At 70.6% G+C, this 25395-nt stretch carries 28 protein-coding genes; 8 read left to right on the top strand and 20 right to left on the bottom strand.

What is annotated here, in order from left to right:
- Positions 1-14: 14 nt before the first annotated feature.
- Positions 15-587 carry a helix-turn-helix domain-containing protein gene (locus tag OHS81_RS02325; RefSeq protein WP_328381942.1) on the bottom strand — a complete coding sequence of 191 codons (573 nt, stop codon included), beginning with the start codon at positions 585-587 and terminating at the stop codon, positions 15-17.
- A gap of 106 nt (positions 588-693) precedes the next feature.
- Between OHS81_RS02325 and OHS81_RS02330 the strand changes: the two genes are divergently transcribed.
- Positions 694-1563 (top strand): DMT family transporter, encoded by an 870-nt coding sequence (locus OHS81_RS02330; RefSeq protein WP_328381944.1) that lies wholly within the window; start codon positions 694-696, stop codon positions 1561-1563.
- 42 nt (positions 1564-1605) lie between these two features.
- Here the strand turns inward: OHS81_RS02330 and OHS81_RS02335 are convergent, their stop codons facing one another.
- Entirely contained in the window at positions 1606-2370 is a 765-nt protein-coding gene (locus OHS81_RS02335) for an acyltransferase (protein WP_328381946.1), read from the bottom strand.
- A 143-nt stretch (positions 2371-2513) separates the two neighbouring features.
- Between OHS81_RS02335 and OHS81_RS02340 the strand changes: the two genes are divergently transcribed.
- The gene (locus OHS81_RS02340) at positions 2514-3053 is read left to right on the top strand and encodes a gamma carbonic anhydrase family protein (protein ID WP_328381947.1); all 540 of its coding nucleotides are present in this window, start codon (positions 2514-2516) and stop codon (positions 3051-3053) included.
- A gap of 108 nt (positions 3054-3161) precedes the next feature.
- Here the strand turns inward: OHS81_RS02340 and OHS81_RS02345 are convergent, their stop codons facing one another.
- The 9 genes from OHS81_RS02345 to OHS81_RS02385 form a co-directional block, all read right to left on the bottom strand.
- Entirely contained in the window at positions 3162-3926 is a 765-nt protein-coding gene (locus OHS81_RS02345; protein WP_328381948.1) for an enoyl-CoA hydratase/isomerase family protein, read from the bottom strand.
- Between the two features lie 24 nt (positions 3927-3950).
- Positions 3951-5189, bottom strand: a complete 1239-nt coding sequence (locus tag OHS81_RS02350) for a cytochrome P450 (RefSeq protein ID WP_328390854.1) — start codon at positions 5187-5189, stop codon at positions 3951-3953.
- 132 nt (positions 5190-5321) lie between these two features.
- Positions 5322-6686: a cytochrome P450 gene (locus OHS81_RS02355; RefSeq protein ID WP_328381949.1), complete on the bottom strand. Its 1365-nt coding sequence runs from the start codon at positions 6684-6686 to the stop codon at positions 5322-5324.
- 10 nt (positions 6687-6696) lie between these two features.
- Entirely contained in the window at positions 6697-7287 is a 591-nt protein-coding gene (locus OHS81_RS02360) for a GTP-binding protein (RefSeq protein WP_328381950.1), read from the bottom strand.
- Positions 7262-7642, bottom strand: a complete 381-nt coding sequence (locus tag OHS81_RS02365) for a DUF742 domain-containing protein (RefSeq protein WP_328381952.1) — start codon at positions 7640-7642, stop codon at positions 7262-7264. Before OHS81_RS02365 ends, OHS81_RS02360 begins: the two co-directional genes overlap by 26 nt.
- Positions 7639-8055: a roadblock/LC7 domain-containing protein gene (locus OHS81_RS02370; protein WP_328381954.1), complete on the bottom strand. Its 417-nt coding sequence runs from the start codon at positions 8053-8055 to the stop codon at positions 7639-7641. Before OHS81_RS02370 ends, OHS81_RS02365 begins: the two co-directional genes overlap by 4 nt.
- Positions 8052-9290, bottom strand: a complete 1239-nt coding sequence (locus tag OHS81_RS02375) for an ATP-binding protein (protein WP_328381956.1) — start codon at positions 9288-9290, stop codon at positions 8052-8054. The genes OHS81_RS02370 and OHS81_RS02375 overlap by 4 nt, the downstream gene beginning before the upstream one ends.
- Before the next feature lie 433 nt (positions 9291-9723).
- Positions 9724-10080 carry a DUF4333 domain-containing protein gene (locus tag OHS81_RS02380; RefSeq protein WP_328381958.1) on the bottom strand — a complete coding sequence of 119 codons (357 nt, stop codon included), beginning with the start codon at positions 10078-10080 and terminating at the stop codon, positions 9724-9726.
- A 133-nt stretch (positions 10081-10213) separates the two neighbouring features.
- Entirely contained in the window at positions 10214-11206 is a 993-nt protein-coding gene (locus OHS81_RS02385) for an alpha/beta hydrolase (RefSeq protein ID WP_328381959.1), read from the bottom strand.
- Positions 11207-11502: 296 nt separating this feature from the next.
- On the opposite strand from OHS81_RS02385, the gene OHS81_RS02390 reads away from it, so the two are divergent.
- On the top strand, positions 11503-13572 hold the full coding sequence (locus tag OHS81_RS02390) for an ATP-binding protein (protein WP_328381961.1): 2070 nt from the start codon (positions 11503-11505) through the stop codon (positions 13570-13572).
- 101 nt (positions 13573-13673) lie between these two features.
- Complete coding sequence (locus tag OHS81_RS02395; protein ID WP_176956302.1) at positions 13674-13883, top strand: hypothetical protein; 210 nt, start codon at positions 13674-13676, stop codon at positions 13881-13883.
- A gap of 102 nt (positions 13884-13985) precedes the next feature.
- On the opposite strand, the gene OHS81_RS02400 is transcribed toward OHS81_RS02395, so the two are convergent.
- Together OHS81_RS02400 and OHS81_RS02405 are read right to left on the bottom strand one after the other, a co-directional pair.
- Entirely contained in the window at positions 13986-14636 is a 651-nt protein-coding gene (locus tag OHS81_RS02400; protein ID WP_328381966.1) for a DedA family protein, read from the bottom strand.
- 254 nt (positions 14637-14890) lie between these two features.
- Positions 14891-15346, bottom strand: coding sequence for a DUF4442 domain-containing protein (locus OHS81_RS02405; RefSeq protein WP_086717747.1), 456 nt, complete (start codon positions 15344-15346; stop codon positions 14891-14893).
- 272 nt (positions 15347-15618) lie between these two features.
- On the opposite strand from OHS81_RS02405, the gene OHS81_RS02410 reads away from it, so the two are divergent.
- Complete coding sequence (locus OHS81_RS02410; protein ID WP_328381969.1) at positions 15619-16905, top strand: MFS transporter; 1287 nt, start codon at positions 15619-15621, stop codon at positions 16903-16905.
- A gap of 39 nt (positions 16906-16944) precedes the next feature.
- Here the strand turns inward: OHS81_RS02410 and OHS81_RS02415 are convergent, their stop codons facing one another.
- The 4 genes from OHS81_RS02415 to OHS81_RS02430 form a co-directional block, all read right to left on the bottom strand.
- Entirely contained in the window at positions 16945-17799 is an 855-nt protein-coding gene (locus tag OHS81_RS02415) for a spermidine synthase (protein WP_328381971.1), read from the bottom strand.
- A 123-nt stretch (positions 17800-17922) separates the two neighbouring features.
- Entirely contained in the window at positions 17923-18768 is an 846-nt protein-coding gene (locus OHS81_RS02420) for a patatin-like phospholipase family protein (protein WP_328381973.1), read from the bottom strand.
- Positions 18769-18938: 170 nt separating this feature from the next.
- Positions 18939-20111, bottom strand: a complete 1173-nt coding sequence (gene tuf / locus OHS81_RS02425; protein WP_328381975.1) for an elongation factor Tu — start codon at positions 20109-20111, stop codon at positions 18939-18941.
- 109 nt (positions 20112-20220) lie between these two features.
- Positions 20221-20382 (bottom strand): hypothetical protein, encoded by a 162-nt coding sequence (locus OHS81_RS02430; protein WP_328381977.1) that lies wholly within the window; start codon positions 20380-20382, stop codon positions 20221-20223.
- A 203-nt stretch (positions 20383-20585) separates the two neighbouring features.
- On the opposite strand from OHS81_RS02430, the gene OHS81_RS02435 reads away from it, so the two are divergent.
- On the top strand, positions 20586-21287 hold the full coding sequence (locus OHS81_RS02435) for a TVP38/TMEM64 family protein (protein WP_328381978.1): 702 nt from the start codon (positions 20586-20588) through the stop codon (positions 21285-21287).
- A 280-nt stretch (positions 21288-21567) separates the two neighbouring features.
- Positions 21568-22440 (top strand): undecaprenyl-diphosphate phosphatase, encoded by an 873-nt coding sequence (locus OHS81_RS02440; protein WP_088801387.1) that lies wholly within the window; start codon positions 21568-21570, stop codon positions 22438-22440.
- 80 nt (positions 22441-22520) lie between these two features.
- On the opposite strand, the gene OHS81_RS02445 is transcribed toward OHS81_RS02440, so the two are convergent.
- The 3 genes from OHS81_RS02445 to OHS81_RS02455 all read right to left on the bottom strand — a co-directional run bounded on the left by OHS81_RS02445 (position 22521) and on the right by OHS81_RS02455 (position 24271).
- Positions 22521-22907, bottom strand: coding sequence for a hypothetical protein (locus tag OHS81_RS02445; RefSeq protein WP_328390855.1), 387 nt, complete (start codon positions 22905-22907; stop codon positions 22521-22523).
- A 145-nt stretch (positions 22908-23052) separates the two neighbouring features.
- Positions 23053-23250 (bottom strand): hypothetical protein, encoded by a 198-nt coding sequence (locus OHS81_RS02450; RefSeq protein WP_443058640.1) that lies wholly within the window; start codon positions 23248-23250, stop codon positions 23053-23055.
- Between the two features lie 166 nt (positions 23251-23416).
- The gene (locus OHS81_RS02455) at positions 23417-24271 is read right to left on the bottom strand and encodes a hypothetical protein (RefSeq protein WP_328381982.1); all 855 of its coding nucleotides are present in this window, start codon (positions 24269-24271) and stop codon (positions 23417-23419) included.
- 243 nt (positions 24272-24514) lie between these two features.
- Here OHS81_RS02455 and OHS81_RS02460 point away from each other — a divergent pair, with 243 nt between their 5' ends.
- Complete coding sequence (locus OHS81_RS02460; RefSeq protein ID WP_328381984.1) at positions 24515-25372, top strand: hypothetical protein; 858 nt, start codon at positions 24515-24517, stop codon at positions 25370-25372.
- Positions 25373-25395 lie beyond the last annotated feature (23 nt).

Below are 25395 nucleotides of genomic sequence, written 5' to 3' on the forward strand. Positions count from 1 at the left end.
GGCGGCCGGCCGTCTCAGCCGGCGAGCGGGATGATCACCGACATGGTCATCTCGACCGGTTCCGCGCCGTCGTTGCGGTAGCCGTGCGCGACCTTGGCCTCGAAGGTTGCCGAGGCACCGGCGGGCATCGCGTGCTCCACACCGTCCACGACCAGCGTCAGGGTGCCGGCCCGGACATGCAGCAGTTCGACGGTACCGGGCGGATGCGGATCGGAGGCGCTGCTGTCGCCGGGCATCAGCCGCCAGTCCCACAGTTCGTACGGGCCGGGTGCCTCGGCGCCCACCAGGAGCGTGGTGAAGCTGCCGCCCTCGGTGGACCACAGCCGGACCGCCTCGCCCGGCGCCACGATGCGGACCTGCGGACCCTGTTCGTAGTCGAGGAGCGTGGTGATGCTGACGCCGAGCGCATCGGCGATCTTCACTGTGGTACCCACGCTCGGATTCGTCCGGGCCTGCTCGATCTGGATGATCATGCCGCGGCTGACCCCGGCGCGGGCCGCCAGCGCATCAAGGGTGAAGCCGCGCTCGGCGCGCCAGTGCTTGAGGTTGCGGGCGAGCGACTGCGTGAGCTGGTCGAGGTCCGTCACGGTCCGTCCAAGTCAAAGGGCAATATATTGGATGCCGCAATGCAGTTTGTTGCACTACGGTGTGGTGTACTTCAGCGTCCGGTTCACTGTACTGCGAGGTTTCACCATGACAGCGGTCTTCGCCCTGGCCACCAGCCTTCTGTGGGGGCTCGCCGACTTCGGCGGCGGACTGCTCACCCGACGCCTGCAGGCGCTGACCGTGGTGGTCGTCTCGCAGACCCTGGCCGCCGTGGTGCTGGGCGCCGTGGTGCTGGCCACCGGAGGCTGGCGGGAGGCCGGACCGCAGCTGTGGTGCGCGGTCGGGGCGGGCGTCGTGGGGCCCGCCGCCATGCTCTGCTTCTACCGCGCCCTGGCGCTCGGCCCGATGGGCGTGGTCTCCCCGCTCGCCTCGGTCGGCACCGTCCTCGTACCGCTCGGGGTCGGGATCGTGGCGGGCGAGCGGCCCGGACTGCTGCAGGCCGCCGGCATGATCGTGGCCGTGATCGGTGTCGTGCTGGCCGGCGGCCCGCGGATCAGCGGCGCGTCGGTGGCCCGCCAGACCATTGTGCTGACGCTGATCTCGGCGCTCGGCTTCGGCGCGGTGATGGCGCTGATCTCGGAGGCGTCCACGACCGTGACCGGCCTCTTCCTCGCCCTGTTCGTCCAGCGGGTGTGCAACGTCGCCGTCGGCGGCGCCGCCCTGTACGCATCGGTGCGGCGTGGCACCCCGGCGCTGCCCGAGGGCGGGCTCCCGGCCCTCCGGAGTGCCCTGCCCGCGCTCGGTTTCGTCGGGATCGCCGATGTCGCCGCCAATGGCACCTACGCCCTGGCCGCCCAGAACGGGCCGGTCACCCTCGCGGCGGTGCTCGCCTCCCTCTACCCGGTGGTCACCTCGCTCGCCGCGCTCGGCGTCCTCAAGGAACGGCTGCGGGCGATCCAGACGGCCGGCGCCTCCCTCGCGCTGGTCGGCTCGGTCCTGCTCGCGTCGGGGAGCTGACGCAGAAGGGGCAGGCGGCGCCTCCGGCTGCCTGACGGCGGCTCAGGACGCTTCGTACGCCTCCTTGGCTTCCGCCGCCTGCCATGCCCGCAGCGCGACCAGCTGGTCCGGGGTGACGCCCTCGGGGATCGGCACCGGCGCCGGTGTCCGCAGCGGCGGCTGCCAGCCCTGCCGGGCGTCCCACCGGCGGACGACCCGGGCGGGCGCACCGGCCACCACCGCGTGATCGGGGACCTCGCCGCGGACCACGGCGCCTGCCGCGACCACCACATTCCGGCCCAGCCGGGCACCGGGCAGGATCACCGCACCGGTACCGATCCAGCTGCCGGGGCCGATGGCCACCGGCTCGCTGCGCGGCCACTGCTTGCCGACCGGCACCTCGGGGTCGTCGTAGCTGTGGTTGGTGGTGGTGACGTAGACCCCGGGGCCGAAGAAGCAGTCGTCGCCGATCGTCAGCCGGACATCCGCGATCACATGGCTGCCGCGGCCCAGCACCACACCGTTCCCCAGCGTGAGGATCGGCTCCGGGCCGAGGTCCAGGTCCGGCATCATGCCCGCGGTCAGCGTCACGTCCTGGGCGATGATGCAGTGGTCGCCGAGCTCGATCCACGGGTCACCGAAGACCGTGCCCTGCGGATAGGCGAGCCGGGTGCCGCTGCCGATCCGCCGGAAGCGGTACGGGCCGGGGCGCTCAGCCGTGACGGCCGCGGCTTCCCTCACCCAGCGCGCGCCGCGGTGGACGGCACGCGACACGGCCCGGCGCCGCCAGGCCGCGACGGATGAGAACACGTTCTGGTTTATCGGCACCCGCACACCGTACTCAGCCCGCCGGACGGCGGACCGCGCGCCGGGCTGTGATCTTCGCCCCACCCCCCGCCGTCCCTGCCCGGCACAGCGGGCGTCGTCTACGGTGCTGTTGGCGCGGCGCATCACGGCGAGGAGATCCACAGATGGCGGGACGGGCGTTGATTTCACCGGTGGGCGGCAAGGAGCCGAGGATCGATCAGGAGGCGTTCACCGCCCCGACGTCCGTCGTGCTCGGCGAGGTCAGCTTGGCGGCGGGCGCCAGCGTCTGGTACCACGCGGTGCTGCGGGCCGACTGCGGGCCGATCGTGCTCGGCGCCGACAGCAATATCCAGGACAACTGCACGGTGCACGTGGACCCCGGTTTCCCGGTGACCGTCGGCGCCCGGGTCTCGGTCGGGCACAACGCGGTCCTGCACGGCTGCACCGTCGAGGACGACGTGCTGATCGGTATGGGTGCCACGGTCCTCAACGGCGCGCACATCGGCGCCGGCTCGCTGGTCGCCGCGCAGGCGCTGGTTCCCCAGGGCATGCAGGTGCCGCCCGGCTCCCTGGTCGCCGGGGTGCCGGCGAAGGTCAAGCGGGAGCTGACCGACGAGGAGCGCGAGACCATCAGCCTCAATGCCACGATGTACCGGGAGCTGGCGGCACGGCACCGGGAGGATGTGCCGGGCGCCGGGGACTGAGCCCGGCTGCCGCCGGGCGGCACAGCGCGCGGCCGGCTGGGGCCCGACGGGTACGGGACCGGTCGGGACCGCACCTGTGGGCCTGCACCGCTGCCCACCGGCGCCCCGTCAACCGCACCGTTCCGACCCGGCGGCCGCCAGCACCGACGTCAGCATCTCCGCATCGAAAAGGGTGGCGTCCGCAAGGCGGCCGGCGCCCGCGTAGGCATTCATCATGACCTTGGCGGTCCGCAGGGCCGCCGGAGACCTGCGGACCAGCGGTCTGGTCCACCGGGCGATCATCTCGTCCAGCTCGCCTTCCGGAACGGCCTTGTGGAGGAGGGAGAGCTCGACCGCCTTCGCCGCGTCGAAGCTCTCCCCGGTCAGGATCAACTCGCGGATCCTGGCGGCTCCCGCCTCGTTGAGCAGGCGTGGCAGTACGCCTCCCCAGGCGGGCGGCATGCCCAGCGCGAGCTCCGGCAGCCGGAAGCGGCAGTTGTGCGCACCGGCCCGCAGATCACAGAACACCGCGAGCGCGATACCCGCGCCGATCACCCCGCCGTGCAGCCGGGCGATGGTGACCGCGCTGGTGGCCGCGAGTGCTTCACACACCCGCCGTGCCTTGTTGCCCATGGCGCGAAGGGCCGCTCCCGAGCGGTCCGCGGCGAGGGACTCCGCGAACTCCCGGCGGTCTCCGCCCAGGCAGAAGTCCGCTCCCGCGCCGGAGAGGACCACCACCCGTATCTCGGGGTGGTCGTGCAACGCTCCCAGTACGGTGAGGAGTTCGTCGAGCATCGGCTCGCCGAGCGCATTACCGGTGTCCGGGCTGTTCAACTGGACGTTGAGCAGGGGTCCCTGGTGGGCAACGGCAAGGGTTTTGAAGTTATCGATCACGACGCTCTTCCTACCTCACGGCTCTCAGGACTCCACCACGGGCAGCGTCATCAGCCGCCGGAAGGCCACCCGCGGCGCCCAGTCGGGCGTACGGCTGAGCCGCAGGGCGGGGAACCGCCGGAGCACGCCGGTCAGCAGGGTCGTCGCTTCCAGCCGGGCCAGCGCGGCACCGAGGCAGTAGTGGATCCCGCCGCTGAAGCTCAGATGGGTGGCCTGGCGGCGGACGTCGAAGAGCGCGGGATCGATGTGGTGGGCGGGATCGTGGTTGGCGGCACCGACCATGAGGTGCACCATCTGGTCCTTCTCCACGGGGATCCCCGCGAGTGTGGTGTCCTCGCCGGCGATCCGGCTCACCACATGCGTCGGGGAGTCAAAGCGCAAGACCTCTTCGACGGCCGCCGGTATGCAGTCCGGGTGGGCACGCAGCCACCCCATCTGCCGGGGGTGTTCGGCGATCAGCCACACCATGGTGGACAACAGGTTGGAGGTGGTCTCCAATGCCGCCAGAACCACGAACAGGGCAAGCCGGTAGACGGCCTCGTCCGCGGCGTCCTGATGTGGTTCGAGTTCGTCCCAGGTCCGTATCCACGACGAGATCGGGTCATTTCCGGGCGCCCGGCGGCGTTGCCGCACCAAGGCAATGAAATACTCGCGCAGATTCCGGGTTGCGGCGTCGGACTGCGCGAGCTGACTCGCGGTGGGCAGTAGTTCCTGGGCGAAAACCTGATCATGGGTGAGTGATCGCAGCAGCGGATAATCGGCTGTCGGCAGGCCGAGCCATTCCCCTATCGTCATCACCGGCAATTCTTCGCTGACCAGGGAACCGAAGTCCGCCTCTCCGTCCTTCAGTCTCTCCGCCAGCCGGTCGAGCAATTCCTCGGTATTGCGCTCGACCGAATTCTTGATGGTATCCAGGCACTTACGGTCGAACATGTTGCCCACGGACCGTCTGGCCCGCGTGTGGTGCGGCGGATTGAGCCCGGGCAGCGTGCTGGCCATCTGCTGCGAAGAAGGCGCCATCCAGCGGGTCGCCTCCCCCTGCCTGGCCCGCCAGCCACTGTCCGGCACCAGCCATGACCTGTTGCGCAACACGTGGTCGCACAGGCCGAAAGAGGTCACCAGATGGCCGCCCCAAGGTGCCGGAACGATATCTCCCATCGATCGGAGCTCCGCGTAGTGCGGCAGCGGATTCGCTTGGCCGTCCGGTGTGCGCAGGCGGGAGAAAAGCCTTATCACAGATCGTCGGTCCACGGACGTGACCATGGGCGGGGCAACCACGGCGGATTCCACTGCGAGAACTCCTTCATTCAATGCATCAGGCCAGGACGACCAACCCTGACTACCCCGGCGATTGAACGTTTACGCCCGGTGGAAAACGAAGCGCTGTCGCGAATATCACACCTTCCACCAAGAGAGGAACGAGCTCCACCACTTTCCTCTTTGCACCTCATTCCTGGCCTGTCCAGAGGCATGTTCCGTCGCGCGGCCACCCGTTACCGGACCAGCGGACGGACGGCGCTCGGGGCGTACCGGGGTGAAGCGGGCGGGCAGGACTTCCAGCGCCCGGTGGAACGGGCCCGGCCGCCAGGTCAGGCTTTCCGCGGGCAGGGCCAGGTCGATGTCCGGCAGGGTGTTGAGCAGCTTCTCGATGGCCAGGACCGACACCAACAGGGCGGGATCCTTGGCGGGGCAGGCGTGCGGGCCCGCTCCCCAGGCGAGATGCGCCCGCTTGCTGAGCATCTGACGGCCCGTCGACAGATTCGGGTCGGTGTTGGCCGCCGCGAAACTGATGACCACGGGTTCACCGGCCGGCAGCTTGGTTCCCCCGAGCTCCATGTCGTGCACGGGGTAGTGCACACCGTAGTTGGCTATCGGAGCGCTGTTCCACAGCACGTCGTTGATGGCGTCGTCGACCAGCAGGCCGGCCGCGCTCTGGTCGCCCACGTACTTCTCATCCGTCAACAGCAGCCGCAGCGCGCTGGCGATGATGTTCTGCGTGGGCTCCGTCCCCGCCGCGATGAGGGTGACGAGCTGATGGACCATCTCCTCGTCGGAGAGCCCGGAGGGGTGCTCCATCAGCCAGGAGGTGATGTCCTCACCCGGCGAACGCCGCTTGAGCGCCACCAGCTCCAGCAGCGCTTCGGTGAGGACCTCGTTGGCCTTCTCCGCGTCGACCCCGTCGAAGATGCCCGATATGCCGAAGACCAGGCGGTCACCGATCGCGGCGGGGCAGCCGAAGAGGTCGTTGAAGACCAGCAGCGGCAGCAGCTGGGCGTAGTCGGCGACCAGATCCGCTCGGCCCCGGCTGCTGAACTGGCTGATGAGGTACGCGGCGACGCGTTCGACATGACGGCTCAGCCGGTGGGTGTCCACCCGGGCCAGGCTCGCCGTGACCGACTGACGCAGCCTCATATGGTCCGCACCGTCGGAGAACAGACAATTCGGACGGTACATCATCATCGGCAGCACGGGGCTGTCCAGGGGCACGCGCCCCTCGTTCAGCGCGCGCCAACGGCGTGAATCACGCGCAAAGGTGTCCGGATTCTGTAGCACGTGGAGCGCCGCGGCGTAGTCCGTGACGAGTTCGGCCTCCACCCCGGGGGCGAGCTCGACCGGCGCGCTGGGTCCGTGCTGCCGCAGGACCTCGTAGAAGGCCTCCGGCGCAGCGGCGAATTCCGGCCCGTGCAAGGGAGTCCGCTGACCGTCGGCGTGTGCGGGGCAGCCGGGCGGTGGGCCCTGGAATTCCGAGTGAGATTGCATGCCTGAACTCCTAGTTGAGGCGGGACTGTAGATAACGGACGAGCGCGATCAGCGAATCCGCCGAGGAACGTTGGTCCCGTGCGTCACAGTTGACGACAGGCGTCTCAGGAAGGAGGTCAAGCGCCTCCCGGATCTCGTCGAGCGAATGCGTGGGGGTCCCGTCGAAGCGGTTCACCGCGATGGCGTAGGGGATTCCGTAGTGTTCCACCAGGTCCATGACAGGGAAGGACTCGTCGAGCCGCTGGGGGTCGACGAGGACCAGCGCCCCGAGCGCCCCGCGCGTCATGTCTTCCCACACCTGAACGAAGCGCTGCTGGCCGGGCGTTCCGAACAGATACAGGACCAGCTTCTCGCTGAGCGTGAGCCGCCCGAAGTCCATGGCGACCGTGGTCGTCGTCTTGTGGGGCGCACCTGTGGGGTCGTCAATTCCCGCCCCCGCCTGCGTCATTATCTCTTCGGTCCGCAGCGGAGGAATTTCGGACATGGTTCCGATGAATGTCGTTTTGCCCACGGCGAAGTGTCCGACCACGAGGATCTTCGCCGCGGTCTGCACTGAATTGCGCAGGTACACGCCGTCATCCAAAGCGAGCCTGGAGCCCATTCAGCACCTCCTCAAGGATTTGCCGGTCGACAAGCTGAGCGCTCGGTATGGGCGCACGCGAATACAGATGGCCCTCCCGCGCGAGATCGGACACCAGAATCTTGACGACACCCACCGGCAGCCGGGTGTGCCCGGCTATCTCGGCGATCGAGAGAAAGCCCCCCGAACACAGCTCCAGCAGACGCAGCTTCTCCGGATCGAGGGGTTTCGTCCTGGGTGGTTCCGCCTGCACGGTGACCAGAGTGATCAGCGAGAATTCGCTGCCGTCAAGAAGATCTCGGCCGTTGGTGATGACGTACGGCCGTACTAATTCCGCTGCTTCGTGTTCCAGCTCCGGCTCGTCATCGGTGGTCATGACTGGATATCAGCCCTCTCACGCGGCGGACTGGTCAGTGCCTTACCGAGCTGACCGACAAGCTGCTGCATGCGGAACGTGATCTCTGCCATATCGACATCGGGAGAAGCCGAAACCGCGAGATATGCACCCTCGCCGGCCGAGATGAGAAAGACCCAGCCATGATCGAACTCGACCAGCGTCTGCCGCCATTGCGGCCGGCCGGCGGGGGATGCACCACCATGACAGAAATCGGCGACCGTACGGCTCAGCGACTGCATTCCGCTCATCGCGGCGGCGACGGTGTCGGCGTGGTCCCGGCCGACTTCCTTGGAGCGGGCCATGAGCAGGCCGTCGGCGGAGACGAGAATGGCGTGCTGCGCTTCGGGCAATTCCAGAGCACTGTCAAGCATCCACGACAGATCGTAGTTCACTGAACCTCATGCCCTTCATTGCTTGCATTGGTGGAACGGCGGCCGGATTGCGTGCCGCGCTGGAATGCCCCCATGACGGAAGCGGTCTGTGCGCTGTCGCGGGCCGGGGTTTGTGTGCTTTCGGAATCGGTCGGCACGATGGATATCGCACCGCGCCGGCGGCGCTTCGGCAGACCGCCGGCCGTCGTCTCGGGAGCCGGGTGAGCGGGGGCCTGCTGCCCCATGGGCCCGGCCCCGGGATACGGGGTTCCTGCGGCTGGGTAACCGGGGGGCGCGGGGACCGGAGCCGGGCCGCCAGGCACCGGCTGACCAGGAAGGTTCTCGGGCGGCAACGGGGCGGATGCGGCCACGGCAGGACTCTCCTCGGGCTCGTGCAGGGACGTCAGTAGATCCTCGGGGAGCAGGACGACCGCGCGCACGCCGCCATAGGGAGAGGTGGAATCCACCGACACGCTGAAGCCATAGCGGGCAGCGAGCACTCCGATGACGGTGAATCCGAACTGCGGCGGGTTGCCGAGGCTGGAGACACTCGCTGCATTCTCGCTCGACAGCAGCCGGGCGGCCCGCGCCTTCTCCTCCTCGTTCATCCCGACACCGGCGTCGTCGACGACGATGCACACGCCCCTGGGCACCGGGCGGATATTGATCTCGATCATCGTTTCCGGCGCCGAATAGCTGGTGGCGTTGTCCAGCAGTTCGGCGAGCACCAGGGCCACCGGCTCCACGGCGCGGCTCACGATCGCGAAATTGCTCTGCGAGCGGATCTCGACGCGCGTGAAATGCCGGATACGGCCCTTGGCGCTGCGCACCACATCGTAGAGCGAGGCATGGTGCCGCCGCCGGCCGAGCCAGCCGTCGCAGAGTACGGCGATGGACTGCGCGCGCCGCGCAAACTGCGAGTTCATGTGGTCGATGTCGAGCAGATCCTGAAGGATCTTGTGCTCGCCATAGGCCTCCTGCAGCTTGGAAATCGCCAGCTGCTGCTCGCCCGCAAGCCCCTGCAGCGTCCGCATGGCGGCCTTCAGCGTGGTCTTGGTGGCCTCCTCCGCCCGGTCCTTGGCCTCTTCCACGGCTTCCGCGTAGTGGCTTTCAAGAGTGGCGTAGTGCTGCTTGAGCTCGGCCTTTTCTTGTTGGAGTTCCGTAATCTTCTTTCTGCCGCGAATAATCGCGGTTGCGGCAACAGGGGTACCAGCGATCAAACCCCAGAACGCTGGATCCTGGAAGTATTGCGTCATAGGACTCTCTTCGGACGACGGAGCCACCAGGTGTCGTATATCTGGCCATGACGTGGCGAATCGATCTCGCTCCCAGACATACGTGAACGGCCACGCACAGTCGCCTGCCAGAAAGCCATCAAAGGGCCGGCTAATGGCATAGTTCTCCCCGGGGTGGCGGTTTTCTTAGGCCAATGCGCGGAATTTCTTTCATGCCATATCAGGTGACTACCCCGTTGGCAAGTGCGATGATCTTAGCATCACAGCAACACCCCCCGTCCAACCGCGATCTGATCATGAGGCAGATCCGGTGTTCATTCAACAAAGGCTTGTTGGTGGGTCTTTGGGAGCGTTGTCGGGCCCGGGGGGCTACGGACCGGCCCATTCCTGACGGCTCGTTAACACGCGTTCGCGTGACGTGCACCACGTCTCGCGCGGCAATTGTCAGCCGAGGTCAGCGATGCGGGGTGTCGTGGACATAAGTGATCTCGCCCCCGCGGACCCGGACGACGCGTACGGTCATGCCGCGCTCCGTCCCTTGCAGGTAGTGCGCCGTGCAATGGGTCCGCGCCCCCTTGACCGCACGCAGGTCCCTGGCGCAGTCGACCGAGCGCGGCCCCCGGGAGATCACCGGCAGCGACAGATGACCCGAGATGGAGCGGGCGACCTCGTCGCGCGGGACGGCATCGGTCGTCCCGTTCACCTCACTGGTCGCGCCCCGCTCCTCCAGCCACTGGGTTCCCGCCGTGAGGCTTCCCCCCAGCAGAGCCGTGCCGGCCAGCGCCAGACCGACGACTCGCAGATTCCGCACGGCTCTCCTTCCAGCGGGCACACCCGTCATACGCCGGCCACGCCCACCGGCCGGGTCACGGACAATTCTTGCGGCCGGCCCGGGGCCGGCAACACGAGGCCCCCTCCTGTGCGACCACCCGGGCGACGGTGCGTCAAACGGACGGCACGGGGCCCTGCATCTGCTCGCTGATCCAGTGCAGCGAGTCGGCCATCCGCTGGATATAGGTGTGAGGGCTGTGCACACCGCCCGGTATTTCGAAGAGCGTGGAGTGGACCGGCCCGCCGGTGTAGTCCTTGATGAAGCGCTTCACATCGGGCACCGCCGCCTCCTTGCTGCCGAGCTCGAAGGCAAGGTAGACCGGGGGACTCTTCCGCGCGGCCAGCCGCCGCGCCAGATGGCGCGGGTCGTTGGCACGCATCGCCGCGGGATGCCCCAGCCACATCGGCGAATCCGGCGCCGTGTCCGGGCCGTTGACGATGGCCGCCTTGAACTTCCGCGGCTCCTTGAGCACGGCCTTCAAAGCGGCGAACCCACCCGACGAGGAGCCCATGAAGGCCCAGCCGTCACGGCTCTTGTACGTACGGAAGTTGGCCCGCGCGAAGTCCGGCACGTCCTCGGTCAGCCAGGTGCCCATCTTCGGCTGCCCGGGTATGTCGCTGCCGTCGTAGTACTTCCTGCCGGGGTTCAGCACCGGCATCACGACGATGAACGGCAGCGTCTTGCCCCGCCGCGACCACTGGGCCATCCGCTCCTCCAGCGCGAAGGCGTCCCCGGCCCAGTAGTTGAACGGATAGCCGTAGGCGCCGGGCAGCGCGATCAGCACCGGGAAGCCGCTCGTGGCGTACTGCGGCCGGTGGTACTCCGGCGGCACCCAGGCCCAGATGTCCCCGGTGAAACCGGACTTGCGCCCGTGCCACTTCGTCGTCACGACCTCGGTGCCGTCCCCCGCCGTACGGAACGGGGTGAAGGAGGAGCGCGGGCCCCGCGGACCGGCCACCCGGAGTTTGCCGTTGCGGGCGTCCGCGGCACGGGCCTGCAACTGCGGCACGCTCGAGGCGTCGACGAAGTCCCGGCCGTCGCCGCAGCCGGCCAGCAGCCCCAGGGCCACCACACTCACCGCAGCACGGACACGCAGGCGCTTCATCGGGACGTACTCCTTGGGTACTCGGGCCGGCCGCGGACAGCCACGCTGCCACTGCCACGCCGGTCGAAAGACACCACTTTAAGATCGCCCGACGGGTCCTCGGCGCCGGCCCCGGGCGCCGTGACCTGGTGCTCCGCCCTTCCCGGGGCCTGCGGAGACCTCGCGGCACGTCAAATACGGCGCCGGGGTTTCCCTCGTTCGATGCGCCCACTCGTTCCTTACCGGACGGTCGGTTCTGGCATCGTGGGTTCCCAGTTCGGAAGGGCGCGGCACTGTGCCGTGGTTGGGGATGACCGATGACCGCGTGGGCCGATCACCGGCCACTGCCCGGCGTAGTGGGGCGGGCCGTTGAGCATGAGCAGGTGTCCGGGCTGCTGACCGGTGCTTCGCTGGTGACGCTCACCGGGGCCGCCGGCGTGGGCAAGAGCGTGCTGGCCCGCGCCGTCCTGGAGGAGTACACCGCTCGGCACGGCGGCACGGTCATCCGGGTCGGCTGCTGGGACGGGCCGGCCGAGGGCGGCCCGGCCGAGGCGCTGCTCCGGGCGGCGGGGCAGGCGGACACCGTCTGCCGGGACACCGCCCGGCCCCTCGCCCGGCAGGCGGCCGACCCCGGTGCCGGCGCACCGGCGCCCGTTGGGGCGGGCCGGACGGATGCCACCGCGGCCCGCACTCCCGCGGGCGGCACGGCCCTCGCGGCGCTGGCCGCACACTGCCGGCGGCAGCGCGCGACCGTGCTGCTGGACGACTGCGACCCGGTGCTCGCCGAGTGCGCACAGCTCGTGCGGCGGCTGCTGCGGGCCGATCCGTCGCTGCGCATCGTGGCAACCGCACGGGGCCCGCTGGGACTGGCCGAGGAGCGGGTCGTCGACCTCGCGCCGCTGCCGGTGACGCTGGGCGAGGGGATTGCAGGGCCGGCGGTCGAGCTGCTGGCCACGCGGGTCGCCGGCACCGGGACCGGAGCCGCGGCGCCCGAGCTCCTGGTCACGGTGTGCCAGGCGCTGGAGGGCTCACCGCTGGCGATCGCCCTGGCCGCGCACCAGTTGGACCGGATGTCCCTGCCGCAGCTCGCGGCGCAGGTGGGCACGGACGGTCCGCTGTTCTACTCCGGGCCGGCGGCAACCGTGCGGCACACCTCGCTGCACGCCGCCCAGGCCGCGGGCTACGCCCTCTGCTCGCCGACCGACCGCCGGGTGTGGGCCAGGCTCTCGGTGCTTCCCGGCGACTTCGACCCCTGGCTCGCCGGATGCGTCTGCGCCAGCAGTGACGTGCCCGCGGCGGCGGTCGACGGCGCACTGGAACGGCTCCGTACGGCCTCGGTCGTCGAACGAGTACGGGACGCGGGTGGCGCGCACGAGGACACCGGGGCCGCGCTGCCGCCGCGCTACCGACTGCCGCGCGCCGCCCGGGACTTCGGGCGGACACAGCTGCGTGAGGCGGGCGAGGAGTCCGCGGCGCTGCGACGCTTCCGGCAGGCCTGTGCGGCGCTCGCGGCCGAGGCCCAGATCACCTGGCAGGGACCGAACCAGCAAGTCGCCGTGCGGCTGGTGGAGGACGAACAGGCCAATCTCGACGCAGCACTGACCCGGCCGCCGCAGGACGCGGAGGATGCGCTCGGCGCGCTGGAGATCGCGGTATCCCTGTGGTTCCACTGGGCCGCCTGCGGCTTCCGCCGCGAGGGGCGGGCCCATCTGGACCGTCTGCTGCTGCTCTCCCTGGACGACACCGCGCTGCGGGCCCGGGCGCTGTGGCTGGCCGGCTACCTCGCCGCGCAGGAACACTCGCTCGCCGCCGCGGAGGCCCTGCTCGGCAAGGCCTGGACGGCGGCCGTGATGCATGCGGACTCCGACGGACTGGCCCGTATCGCGCATGCGCACGGTGTGCTGGAGCTGTACCGCGGGAACACCGCGGCAGCCGTGGCCTGCCTGGAGGAGGCGACCCGGCACCGCTCCAGGGATCCGTGGTTCGGGCCGGGTCCCGCCCACAGCTGGGCGCTGCTCGCCATCGCCCTGGCGCCGCTCGACGCGGAGCGGGCGCGGACGGCGGCCCACCGCGCCTGGGAGACCCGGCACTGCGACGGCGATTTCTGGCTGTACTCGACGGTCCTCTACGCCCGAGCCATGACCGAAAGCGCCCATGGGAAGCCGACGGCGGCGCTGCGCGCCTGCCACAAGGCGCTGGTGGCCAAGAAACTCATCGGCGACCCGCTGTTCATCGCGGGCGTCCGCAACATGCTGGCGGGCCTGCGCCGGACGGTGCGCGGCGGGACGGCACGGCCGGACGCCGAAGAGGAGCCACCGTGGTGGCAGCGCGGCGGGACCGGTGCACGGGCCCGCCCGTTCTTCTCGCGGCTGCGGGCCGGCTCCTGAGGGCCGGGCCGTCCGCGGCGGGCCGGCCGGGAAACACGCTGTGTGACGCGCCGACCGCGTTCGGGATGCGGGCGCGGGGAGCCGGTCGCATGCTGGGAGGCATGAAGCGTGCCCCCGTGATCGTGCATCCGCCCTGCACCGGCGGTCGCCGTGTGTCGCTCAACGGACAGGATCTGGGACGGGCGCTGCGGCCCGGTGATGTGGCCGCGATACTGCGCCGGGCCGGATTCGGGACCGCGAATTTCGTCTGGGACGACACCGGACTCTTCGAATGGCGCGACGGCGGGCCCGATGTGTGGCTGATGACCTGACGTGCGGGCCGCCAACGGGCCCGCGACGTCAGCCGAGTTGTGCCGGGCGAGCCGCGGAGTGCCGTACGGACCCGCGCGGACGGGGCTGCGGCCCGGGGAAGGTCAGTCGACCGCCGCGGTGACCGGCGCCTTTGCCGCCTCGCGCGCGGCGGCGGCCTTCTTCGCGCGGTACTTCATGAGGAGGAAGGACCCGGCGCCGAACAGCAGGGCGGCGACCAGTCCGAGCCAGGAGAAGCGCTTGAGCCACGACTCGGCGACCATGCCCACGCTGTAGATCAGCGCGGTCGTGCCGCCGGCCCAGATGATGCCCCCGAGGACGTTGGCGATCAGGAACTTCCAGTACGGCATCTTCAGCACGCCGGCGAGCGGTCCCGCGAAGATGCGCAGCAGCGCGACGAAACGGCCGAAGAAGACCGCCCACATGCCCCACTTGTCGAACTTCGCCTCGGCCATGGCGACATGGTCCGGGCCGAAGTGCTTGGGGAACTTCCGGCCCGCCCATTGCAGCAGGGGCTGGCCCCCCTTGCGTCCGATCAGATACCCGATGGAGTCACCCAGGATCGCGCCGGCGGACGCACAGGCACCCAGCACGACCGGATTGATGTGGTCCTGGGTCGCCGCGAGAATCGCCGCGCTGACGAGGACGATCTCGCCGGGCAGCGGGATGCCCACGCTCTCCAGTCCGATCACCACCCCCACCAGGAGGTAGACGCTCACGGCCGGTACGGTCTCGAGCCACTCCTGGATGTGCAACGCCGCTTCCTCCGCTGGTGTAAGGCCCCCGTGGGCCGTGACCCGGCGCCCATGACACCGGTGCCGGTCGATCCCCTGGCGCGCCTCGGCACGCCCGGGAAGCGTACTCGATGGCACCGACGGAGGGCCGAATCCAGGTGAGGTACGCAACACCGGCTGTCCGCGGCCCGGTCCGGGGCCCAGGGGTACCCCGGAACGCCATCGGCCCGCCGTGCGGGGCACGACGGGCCGGGGAAACCCCGCTGTGAATCAGCTCACTTGTTGGGGCGCAGGGTCCACACGATGCTCATCTCGCCGGTGACCGCGCCGTCCTCGCGGGTGATGGCGATGTTCACGGGGAACTCCGGGCGCTCGCCGGCGTCGAGCTCGGCGACGACCTCGGCCACCGGCCGGCCCAGCTCCGCGGTGGCGGTGACCGGTCCCATGGCGAGTTTCTTGTAGCCGATCTCGGCGCGCACGGCCAGCGGCACCGCCCGGCCGAGCTGGTCACCGAAGGCCGCCATCACGATGGCACCGCTCGCCGACTCGGCGAGGGTGAACATCGCGCCGGCGTGCGGTCCGCCGACGTGGTTGTGGAAGTCGGCCTGGTCGGGCATGCGGACCACGGCGCGCTCGGCGGTGGTCTCGGCGAACTCGAGGTTCAGGGTGCGGGCCATCGGCACGGAGGCCGCCATCATTTCGCCGATCGACGGCAGGGTCTCGGAGGACATGGGCATCATGTTACCTAGCGGTAGCTTAGGTGTGAAGGGGCGGTCGCGCTCCGGCCGCCGGAACCGTCTCGGACGCCGCGGCCCCGCGGCAGCACCCTCCGGGAATATCCGTGCGCGGCGCACGTAGCGCCTTGCCTATCGTTGACGCCCATGCGGCGAGGACAACAGCACAGCGAAGACGGAGGGGTGCGGGCCCCGGCACACCCCGTGCGGGCGGCGGGCGCCCCGGACCGGACGCGGTTCCCCGCGGCGCCCTCCCTGCCGGTGCCCTCGTGGTAGGAGCCCGCCCCGCATGGGCGGGGCGGAACTACCTGCTGCTCACCGGCGCCACGGTCATCGCGAACCTGGGCAGCTCCGGCGCATTGATCGCCACCGCCTTCGCGGTGCTCGCCTCCGGCGGCTCCGCCACCGACGTCGGCCTGGTGGCGGCCGCACGGACGGTCGCACTGGTCCTCTTCCTGCTGCTCGGCGGCGCGGTCGCCGACCGGCTGCCCCGGCACCGTGTGATGGTCGCCGCGAACGCCCTCAGCTGCGTCTCCCAGGGCCTGTTGGCACTGCTCGTCCTGGCGGGCGATCCGCGGTTGTGGCAGATGGCCGTGCTGGCAGCCCTCGGCGGCACAGGACAGGCATTCTTCGCGCCGGCCTCCGAGGGCATGGTGCTCGCCAGCGTCTCCGGCGACCAGGCGGGGCGCGCCTTCGCCGTGTTCCGCATGGGCATGAACGGCGCGAACATCGGCGGTACGGCGCTCGGCGGTGCCTTCGTCGCCGCGGTCGGCCCCGGCTGGGTGCTGGCCATCGATTCCGCCTCCTTCGCCCTCGCAGGCCTGCTGCGCGCGTTCCTCGACGTCGACAAGGTGGCCGCGCGGGCCCCCGGCGGCGGCGTGCTGCACGATCTGCGGGACGGCTGGCGCGAGGTCGTCTCCCGGCCCTGGCTGTGGACGGTGGTGGTGCAGTTCTCCCTCGTCAATGCGGTGGTGTCGGCCGCCGAGGCGGTCTACGGGCCGCTGGTCGCCGAGCAGCATCTGGGCGGACCCGGCCCCTGGGGACTGGCCCTGGCCGCCTTCGGTGCGGGCACGGTGGCCGGCGCCCTCATGATGACCAAGGTCAGACCGCACCGTCTGCTGCTCACCGGTTCCCTGTGCATCTTCCCGCTCGCCCTCCCGTCCGCCGCGCTCGCCGTGCCCCTGTCCGCGACCGGACTCGGCGTGATCATGTTCGGCACCGGGATCGCGGTCGAGGTCTTCGCGGTGACGTGGATGATGGCGCTGCACCAGGAGATCCCCGAGGAGAAGTTCTCCCGGGTCTCGTCGTACGACTGGCTCGGGTCCCTGGCCATGGTCCCGCTCGCCACCGCGCTGGCCGGCCCCGTGCAGGACCTCATCGGCCGGCAGGCCGCGCTGTGGGGCTGCTCCGCCGTGATCGTGCTGCTGACCGCGGCGGTGCTGTGCGTGCCCGACGTGCGGCGGCTCACCCGGCGTACGAGTCCGGAGCCGGCGGCCGCAGGGCCCGTCTCCCACGCGGCCGGAGCGGCGAAACCGCACACCGCGGAGGCGGAGTGACCGGCCGTCGCGGCCCTGCGCGCCCGCGGCGGGGCGTGCTCAGCCGACGCTGAACGCGCCGTCGGGTGGCATGGGGGACGCCACCGCCTCGGCATCGCGTACGGGGACCGCGTCAGCGATCAGCCGCCGCAGCGCCGCACCGTGCTCGACCCGGGCCGGGAAGGCGTCACCGGCCGTCCGCCGGGCCAGTGCGGCGATCGGGAGCGGTGCGCGCGAGGCGAGCAGCACGGCATTGCCGAACCTGCGGCCGCGCAGCACCGAGGGCTCGGCGATCAGTGCGAGATGGTCGAAGACCGCGGCGAAATTGGCGAGTTGGCCGCGCAGGAAGCCGAACGGCGCGCCGTCCGCGAGGTTCGCGGCGTAGCAGCCGTCCGGTCGCAGCACCCGGGCCGCGGCCCCGGCGTACTCGACCGACGTGAGATGCGCCGGCACCCGCGAGCCGCCGAAGACATCCGCCACGATGACATCCGCGCTGCCCTCCGGCGCATCCTCCAGCGCCCTGCGGGCATCCTCGGCGTGCACCGTGATCCCGCAGTCGCCGGGCAGCGGCAGATGCTCCGTCACCAGGGCGAGCAGCCCGCGGTCGGCTTCGATGACGTCCTGCCGGGAGTGCGGACGGACGGCGGCGAGATAACGCGGCAGGGTCAGCGCCCCGCCGCCGAGGTGCAGCGCATCGAGCGGCCGGCCCGGGGCGGCCACCTCGTCCAGGACATGGGCCAGCCGGCGTACGTACTCGAATTCCAGATGGGCCGGCGCGTCGAGGTCCACGTACGACTGGGGTGCGCCGTCCACCGTGAGCAGCCAGGCGCGCGGGCGGTCGACGTCCGGCAGCAGCTTGGCCGTGCCGCAGTCCACGGTCCGGGTGACGGGTATCGGCTCGGGTGCTTCGTCCACCGTCCCATTGTGCCGGTGCGGCCACGGTGTCCCGGCCCCGGCCGCCGCGGGCACCGGCCGCCGGCGCTGTCCCGCCCTGTCCTGGCCTGCCCGGTCACGGCGATCAGACCTGCCGGGCCCGGGTCAGTCCGACCAGGCCTGCCGGATCCCCGCCACCTGGGCCGCCGCCTGCCGGCGCCCCGCGCGGGCCGCGTCCGCGCGTTTGGCGGGGTCCAGGACATTGCGGCCGAACGCCGCCCGGGCCGCACGGTCGGGGGTCAGGACGCACACCCGGGCGCCCCGGCGGGCCAGTTGCTCGCCCTGCGCCCGCGGTCCGGCGACCGGCCCGCCGCCGGCCGCCATCGGCGCGACGATCACCACCCGTTCGTATCCGGTGGCCAGATCGGCGTTGGCGCTGGAGTGCACCCCGCCGTCGATCCACCGGGTGCTGTCGATGGTGACCGGCGGATAGATACCGGGGACCGCGCAGCTCGCGCCCACCGCGTCGAGCAGCCGCACCCCGCTGGTGTCGTCGAAGGCGGTCCGCTCCCCCGTTGCGGCGTCCACCGCCGTGATCACCAGCCGGCGGGCCGGCCAGTCGGTCAGGTTCAGGGTCCGGGCGATCACCGTGCGCTGTTCCGCCTCGGTGACGGTACGGGCCGCGACGGCCAGCTTCCCCATCCGTACGCCGAAGGACACCACGTCCCGGGAGCGCAGCGCGATGGCCGCGAAGCGGGCCAGCGCGGCCGGGCCCATCCGGGCGGCCGAGCGGGCCGTATCGGGCGGGGCGAGCTGGTGCTCGTACATCTCCTCCAGGGTGCGGTGCCCGGAGGCGAGGTGGGCGCCGACGATCGATCCGGCGGAGGTGCCGATGACGACATCGGCGTCGGCGAGGTCGAGGCCCGCCTCGGCGAGACCGGCGAGCAGCCCGATCTCCCAGCCGATACCGGTGAGCCCTCCGCCGCCCAGGACCAGTGCCGTGCCCGCCATCGGGTCTCCCTCCCGCTCCGGCCGACCGCCCGTGCCGCGTGGCGCAGCGGTGAGCCCTCGTGCCCGTTCGTCCGGGCGAGCAGTCTCGCACCCACGCCTCCCCGGCAACAGCAGACGGCTGCGCCCGGCACCCGGAGAAGTGCCGGGCGCAGCCTGCTGACCTGCGGTGTCTACTCCCCGACGGTGCGCACCGTGCCCGCGCCGACGGTGCGTCCGCCCTCGCGGATGGCGAAGCCCAGGCCCCGCTCCAGCGGCACGTCCCGGCCCAGTTCGACCGACACCGTCACGGTCTCTCCGGGCCGGGCGACGCCCCGCTCGCCGAGGTCGAGGTCGCCGACCACGTCCGCGGTACGGATGTAGAACTGCGGCCGGTAACCGGTGGACAGCGGGGTACGGCGGCCACCCTCCTCGGTGGAGAGCACATACACCTCGGCGGTGAAGCGGCGCCGGGGTGTGACGCTGCCCGGCGCGGCGACCACATGCCCGCGGCGCACCTGGTCGCGGTGCAGACCGCGCAGCAGCAGCGCGACATTGTCCCCGGCCTCGGCGGACTCCATGGGCTTGCCGAACGTCTCCAGCCCGGTGACCGTCGTCTCGGTCTCCGCGCCGAGCACCGCGACCCGGTCGCCGACCCGCACGGTGCCGCGCTCGACGGCTCCGGTGACGACCGTGCCGCGGCCGGTGATGGTCAGCACGTTCTCCACCGGGAGCAGAAAGGGCGCGTCGACATACCGCTCGGGCATCGGGACATAGGTGTCGACGGCGTCCAGCAGCGCGTCGATCGCCGCCGTCCAGCGCGGGTCGCCCTCCAGGGCACGCAGCCCCGAGACCCGTACGACGGGTACATGCTCCCCGTCGTAGCCGTGCGCGCTCAGCAGTTCGCGCACCTCCAGCTCCACCAGGTCGGTGAGCTCCGGGTCGCCGGCGTCGGCCTTGTTGAGGGCGACGACGAGGTGCCGGACGCCCACCTGCTTGGCGAGCAGCACATGCTCGGCGGTCTGCGGCATGATCCCGTCGAGCGCCGAGACGACGAGGATCGCGCCGTCGAGCTGCGCCGCGCCGGTCACCATGTTCTTGACGAAATCGGCGTGGCCGGGCATGTCGACATGGGCGTAGTGCCGGGTGCCGGTCTCGTACTCGACATGCGCGATGTTGATGGTGATGCCGCGGGCGGCCTCCTCCGGGGCACGGTCGATCCGGTCGAAGGGCACGAACGTGCCACTCCCCCGCTCGCTGAGGACCTTGGTGATGGCCGCGGTCAGCGTCGTCTTGCCGTGGTCGACGTGACCCATGGTGCCGATGTTCAGGTGCGGTTTGGTACGCACGTATGCCGTCTTGGGCATGGTGTTCTTCCTCGCAACAATGCGGTGAGAACGGCGACTTGGCGCCGTGGGGACCCCTGAACCCGGCCGACCCTCCCCCTGCGGGGTCCGCCGGACGATCCGGAGAGGGTCAGCTTCGTGCGCCGTCGACCGCTGCGGCGGCCGGGACGGCGACCGCTGCGACGGCAGTGACTGCGGGAACGCAGGCGGCGAGGGCCGCGAGGAAATCGACGGCAGCCTTCGGCTCGTCCGCGACTGCGGACGGGAGCGGGAGGAAGGCGTACCGGAACATGCGCCCTATGGTGCCCGGTGCCCGCTGCCGCGTCGACCGATTTATCCGGCCGCCGTCCCGGTGCACGCGCGGACGGGCAGCCGACCCGGCCGGTCGGCCGGCGGCGTACCCGGCGATGCGTCAGGACGCACCGATCCCCGGCGGCTCACGCACCGCCGACACCATTACGGCTCCCCGCCGGCCCCGTCGGTTACGCTCCCGGGGTGTTCCCACCCGCCGCAGCATCCGCCGGCCTCGCCGCGCGCTGCACGCGCGCGCTGTCCTCTCCCCGGTCCCGGCTGTGGCTGCTGCTCACCCTGCTGGCCTGCGGCGCGGCCATGACGCTCTGGTGGCAGCCGCAGCATCTGCTGACCGGCGCCCGGCCCGCCGGGTCGTCCGGCCCTGCCGCCCTGGTGCTCTTCGCCCTGGCATACGGCGCGTGCGCCAGCGCCTTCGTCCCGCGCCCGGTCCTCAATCTCGCGGCGGGGGCCCTCTTCGGCAGCCAGGCCGGGCTGGCCGCCGCGCTGGCCGGTACGGTGCTCAGCGCCGCGCTGACGTTCGGGCTCGGCCGGTTGCTCGGACAGGACGCCCTGCGCCCGTTGCTGCGCGCCCGCTGGCCGGCGGCCGTCGACCGGCAGTTGAGCGAGCACGGCTTCCGCTCGATGCTGGTGGTCCGGCTCGTCCCCGGTCTGCCGTTCTGCGCCATGAACTACTGCGCCGCCATCTCCCGTATGGGCTGGGGTGCCTACCTGGCCGCAACGGCACTCGGCAGCATCCCGAACACCGCGGCCTACGCCGTGGCCGGCGCGCGTGCTTCGACGCCCACCTCACCGGTGTTCCTCGCGGCCATGGGCTTCATCGCGGTCAGCGCTCTGGGCGCGCTGGTGGTGGCGTGGTGCAAGCGCAAGGCGCTGCGCGAGGACTGACGGCGGTTCGGGCGGGCGGGCACGCGTTCCCCGCGACGGCCACGGGGCGGGCGGCTGCTGCACGGGCAAGCGCGGTCGGGCCGGCACGATCGCGCGGTCACGGGGCAGGCAGGTACGGCGAGGCGGGCGGCCACCGTACGTCCAGGACCCTTTGGCCACCCGGACATCTTCGGACGTTACGCTGCCCCCTGTCGGCGATGATCCGCATCCGCCGCCACCGTCCGTTTTCTCCCCTCTTGCGCAGGTCGGCGCTTGACCACCCTTGGATAGCGTATTTTCCATGTCTTGGTTTGAATCATTCGTCCTCGGACTCGTCCAAGGGCTGACCGAGTTCCTGCCGATCTCCTCCAGTGCGCACCTCCGTCTGACGGCGGCGTTCGCGGGCTGGCAGGACCCGGGCGCGGCGTTCACCGCCATCACCCAGATCGGCACCGAAGCGGCCGTCATCATCTACTTCCGCAAGGACATCGGGCGGATCATCTCGGCCTGGGCGCGCTCCCTCTTCCACCGGGAGCTGCGGCACGATCACGACGCCCAGATGGGCTGGCTGGTGATCGTGGGCTCGATCCCGATCGGTGTCCTGGGCATCACGCTCAAGGACGCCATCGAGGGCCCGTTCCGCGATCTGCGGCTGATCGCCACCACCCTCATCGTGATGGGTGTGGTGCTCGGCATCGCCGACCGCCTGGCCGCCCGCGACGAGACCGGCGGCCGGCACCGGGCCGCCAAGCAGCGCAAGTCCCTCACGGACCTCAGCGTCAAGGACGGTCTGCTGTACGGCATCTGCCAGGCCATGGCGCTCATCCCCGGCGTCTCCCGCTCCGGCGCCACGATCAGCGGCGGCCTCCTGATGGGCTACACCCGCGAATCCGCGGCCCGCTACTCCTTCCTGCTCGCCATCCCGGCGGTATTGGCCTCCGGCGTCTTCGAACTCAAGGACGCGGGCGAGGGCCACGTCTCCTGGGGCCCCACCCTTTTCGCCACGCTCATCGCCTTCGTCGTCGGCTACGCCGTGATCGCGTGGTTCATGAAGTTCATCTCCCACAAGTCCTTCATGCCGTTCGTCATCTACCGCATCCTCCTGGGCATAGCCCTGTTCGCCCTGGTCGCGGCGGGAACCCTGACGCCGCATGCAGGCGAGACGGCGGGCTGAGAGGGCAAGGTCACGCGCTCGGGAAGGGCGGGCCTCTGACCGGCACCGACGGGCGCTCAGAGGATCAGATGCCCAGGGGATCAGGGGATCAGCACACAGTGGTTCTCGATGACCCTGCCACTGCGATCCAGACCGCCGCAGACGGCCAGTCGCGGATACGCCCTGATCTCCCGGTTGACGACGAACCGCCACCGCGACACGTTGGCCTTGCGGTTCCCGTAATCGCCCACGAAGGCGCGCAAGGTCCCCGGCAGTCCGTCCCGCGTCGTGACGGTGATGTCCTGGACGTAGTCGCGCCCCTGGTAGGCCGTGGCCACGCAGATGTAGGTGCCGCAGGTGGACTTGACCTCGGCGCTCGCCGGTGCTGCGGTCGCCAGCCCCAGCGCACCGACTGCGGCGAGGGCCGCCCCGACCGTCGCCGATCGCCGCCGTGCAGTGGCCACCGGCCGGACCTTCTCCTGTCGCATGTGCCTCACAAGACCCCCTTGACTGCTTGCAGTCGGCTGACCGCACCACTCTCCACACTGTCGCGGGCCCGCCCGGATTCGACAAGTAGCAAGAGGGTCACGGAGGGCTACGTTTCGCCCGGCGATGGCTCATGATTGGCAGCCGTCAGCGATAGCCGGTGTCATCGGCGGCAAGGCCCCGGTCCTGGACCTCCACGACGTAGCGCCAGCAGTCGGGCTGGGTGCCGTCGGTGTCGGTGAACCCGTACAGCGGGGCGAGTTGGCCGCTGGAGACAACGATCGCGCGTCCGGCACCTCGCGTGGCACCGGCCACCAGCGCGACCTTCCCGTCGAGCGCACCCACCCGCGCGCCCTCCGTCGCATGCCTACGGCCCGTTCCCTTCTCTCCGTCTCTCGCTGTCTCTCTTCGTCCCCGGTCAGGAACCCCGGCGGGGACGCGTCGCCCTCGGCCGGGCCGGTGCCGGCCTGCCGGGCAGGGTGGGTACGCATCGCAAGGGCATCGTGTGGTGTCAGGAACTGAGGTGGTATTGGGCCCAGGGCTGATGAGCCGGTGCGGGATCCTCGTGGGAGGGCGCGAGGGTCCCCCACGGGGCGAGAGCGTTGTCCCATTCCGAGGCCAGGGCGGCCATGTCCGGGACGGACTCCGCGGGCGGCATCGTGCCGGTGTGCCAGGCGGACGCCATCTGGTGCCCCGAGGGCGCGGCGTTCCAGGAGTTCGTCTGCTGTGCGGGGATGGTGTATTCGGACTCGTGCACATCGCCGGGGCCGCGCCGGTGGCGGCCCGCATGGCTCTCCGCGGGGCCCGGGTAGAACCGCCCCTGGGCGGAGAGTTGTTGGGCCCGGGTGACCAGGCGGGTGAGATCGATCCCGAATTCGGCGGCGAGTTCGCGCAAATCCACCCCGGTCTGCCAACTGCCGATGAGGACCGCGTCCATCGCCGGGGACCAGGTCTGTTCCGCTGTCCCCGTGCCGCCGGCACCTTCGCGGGGCAGGCCGGTGGGACGCGTTCCGGCAATCGGGTTCTGGTGGGAATATTCGGCGGCGGGATCGGGCGCCGGTGAGGCCTCTTCCGGTTCCCGCGGTGGCGCGGCGGGGGTGGCGGCCGCCAGCAGCTCCTCGGCGACGGCACGGGCATCGTCCTTGCCCACCGTGCGCCGGGCGATCCGTACTTCCCGCTCGTTCAAACCGAACAGACCGGCCACCGCGCCGGTGCTGCCCACCGTTACCGCAAATGCCGCCAAAACCCGTGACCGGTCCGCCTGCGCCTCGTCAAGTCGGGCCTGCGCCTCGCGCACCCGCTCATCGCCCAGACAAAACGCTTCTGCCAGCACGGCGTTGCGGTCCCACAACTCTCTAGGATCCATACCCATTCAACGGCTCTTGGTCAGAGGTGTCCCGACCCGGCCCAGCAAAGCACCCCAAAGCACTCATCGAACCACCAGATGACAATCACCCCGGTGCGCGGCCCGCGATCGCCCCCGACCTGGTCGGGATGTCATATTCCCTGGTCACACGCTTGCGTACATACTCAACGCGGATTGTCGGCGCCATGAGCTATTGTCATGATCGATGACATTTTCATCGTTCCATGTGCTCATGGGGGGGCCATGACTCATTTCTCCCGTATCTCGTCCCGCGTCTTTGGGGCGCTGCTCACCGGAGCCGTGCTGTGCGGCACGGCGGCCTGCACGGCGTCGGGCGACCACACGGCCGCGTCGGGGAGCATCAACGCCACGCCGGTCGCCGCGGTACAAAAGGCCGTCGACAAGGGGGCCAGGCTCAACTCCGTCTCGTACCGGCTCTCCGGCAGGGTTCCGGGGCAGGGGACGGTCGACGGCAAGGTGTCGTTCAGCATGCGCCCGCGCGCCATCGACATGCGGATGAAGGCCTCCGGGGGCAAGGAGGAGGGCGAGTTCTCGGTGCGGCTCGTCGGGGACGCGGTGTATCTCGGCGGGGACGGGAAGGCGACGGCCGCGTTGGGCGGCAAGCACTGGATCAAGTTCGCCATGCAGGACAAGGGGCCCGGCGCCCTCGGGGGGATGCAGCAGCAGGCAGACCAGGACCCGGCGGCGCAGGCGTCCTTGCTCCCCCAGTCCGACGACGTCAAGAAGGTCGGCGAGGAGACCGTCGACGGGGTGCGGACGTCGCACTACGCCGGTGTGGTCGAGGTGGCGGATCTGATGAACAAGCAGGGCGCCAAGAGCGCGCTGGATGCCGAGCGCCGCAAGAAGGTGATCGAGCAGTATCAGCAGCTCGGGGTGAGCAAGCTGACGCTCGACATGTGGGTCGGCCCCGGCGACCGCACCGTGAAGTTCCGTGAGCGTGCGCAGGCGGCCCAGGGCCCGCTGGACGTGACCATACGGTTCTTCGACGTCAACAAGCCGGTCAGGGTCCAGGCGCCGCCCTCCTCCGACACGGTGGATCTGGAGCAGAAGCTCAAGGAAGCCGGAAAGCGCCTGGGCTAGGGGCTGTCTTCACGGTCCCGTCG

Source organism: Streptomyces sp. NBC_00400 (assembly GCF_036048035.1).
Lineage (GTDB): Bacteria > Actinomycetota > Actinomycetes > Streptomycetales > Streptomycetaceae > Streptomyces.

Excerpts from the sequence above, each read along its gene's own strand:
- OHS81_RS02330 (WP_328381944.1), top strand. The coding sequence starts at position 694 with ATGACAGCGGTCTTCGCCCTGGCCACCAGCCTTCTGTGGGGGCTCGCC.
- OHS81_RS02340 (WP_328381947.1), top strand. The coding sequence starts at position 2,514 with ATGGCGGGACGGGCGTTGATTTCACCGGTGGGCGGCAAGGAGCCGAGG.
- OHS81_RS02350 (WP_328390854.1), bottom strand. The coding sequence starts at position 5,189 with ATGGTCACGTCCGTGGACCGACGATCTGTGATAAGGCTTTTCTCCCGC.
- OHS81_RS02355 (WP_328381949.1), bottom strand. The coding sequence starts at position 6,686 with ATGCAATCTCACTCGGAATTCCAGGGCCCACCGCCCGGCTGCCCCGCA.
- OHS81_RS02360 (WP_328381950.1), bottom strand. The coding sequence starts at position 7,287 with ATGGGCTCCAGGCTCGCTTTGGATGACGGCGTGTACCTGCGCAATTCA.
- OHS81_RS02365 (WP_328381952.1), bottom strand. The coding sequence starts at position 7,642 with ATGACCACCGATGACGAGCCGGAGCTGGAACACGAAGCAGCGGAATTA.
- OHS81_RS02375 (WP_328381956.1), bottom strand. The coding sequence starts at position 9,290 with ATGACGCAATACTTCCAGGATCCAGCGTTCTGGGGTTTGATCGCTGGT.
- OHS81_RS02385 (WP_328381959.1), bottom strand. The coding sequence starts at position 11,206 with ATGAAGCGCCTGCGTGTCCGTGCTGCGGTGAGTGTGGTGGCCCTGGGG.
- OHS81_RS02390 (WP_328381961.1), top strand. The coding sequence starts at position 11,503 with ATGACCGCGTGGGCCGATCACCGGCCACTGCCCGGCGTAGTGGGGCGG.
- OHS81_RS02395 (WP_176956302.1), top strand. The coding sequence starts at position 13,674 with ATGAAGCGTGCCCCCGTGATCGTGCATCCGCCCTGCACCGGCGGTCGC.
- OHS81_RS02405 (WP_086717747.1), bottom strand. The coding sequence starts at position 15,346 with ATGTCCTCCGAGACCCTGCCGTCGATCGGCGAAATGATGGCGGCCTCC.
- OHS81_RS02420 (WP_328381973.1), bottom strand. The coding sequence starts at position 18,768 with ATGGCGGGCACGGCACTGGTCCTGGGCGGCGGAGGGCTCACCGGTATC.
- tuf (WP_328381975.1), bottom strand. The coding sequence starts at position 20,111 with ATGCCCAAGACGGCATACGTGCGTACCAAACCGCACCTGAACATCGGC.
- OHS81_RS02430 (WP_328381977.1), bottom strand. The coding sequence starts at position 20,382 with ATGTTCCGGTACGCCTTCCTCCCGCTCCCGTCCGCAGTCGCGGACGAG.
- OHS81_RS02440 (WP_088801387.1), top strand. The coding sequence starts at position 21,568 with ATGTCTTGGTTTGAATCATTCGTCCTCGGACTCGTCCAAGGGCTGACC.
- OHS81_RS02445 (WP_328390855.1), bottom strand. The coding sequence starts at position 22,907 with ATGCGACAGGAGAAGGTCCGGCCGGTGGCCACTGCACGGCGGCGATCG.
- OHS81_RS02455 (WP_328381982.1), bottom strand. The coding sequence starts at position 24,271 with ATGGATCCTAGAGAGTTGTGGGACCGCAACGCCGTGCTGGCAGAAGCG.
- OHS81_RS02460 (WP_328381984.1), top strand. The coding sequence starts at position 24,515 with ATGACTCATTTCTCCCGTATCTCGTCCCGCGTCTTTGGGGCGCTGCTC.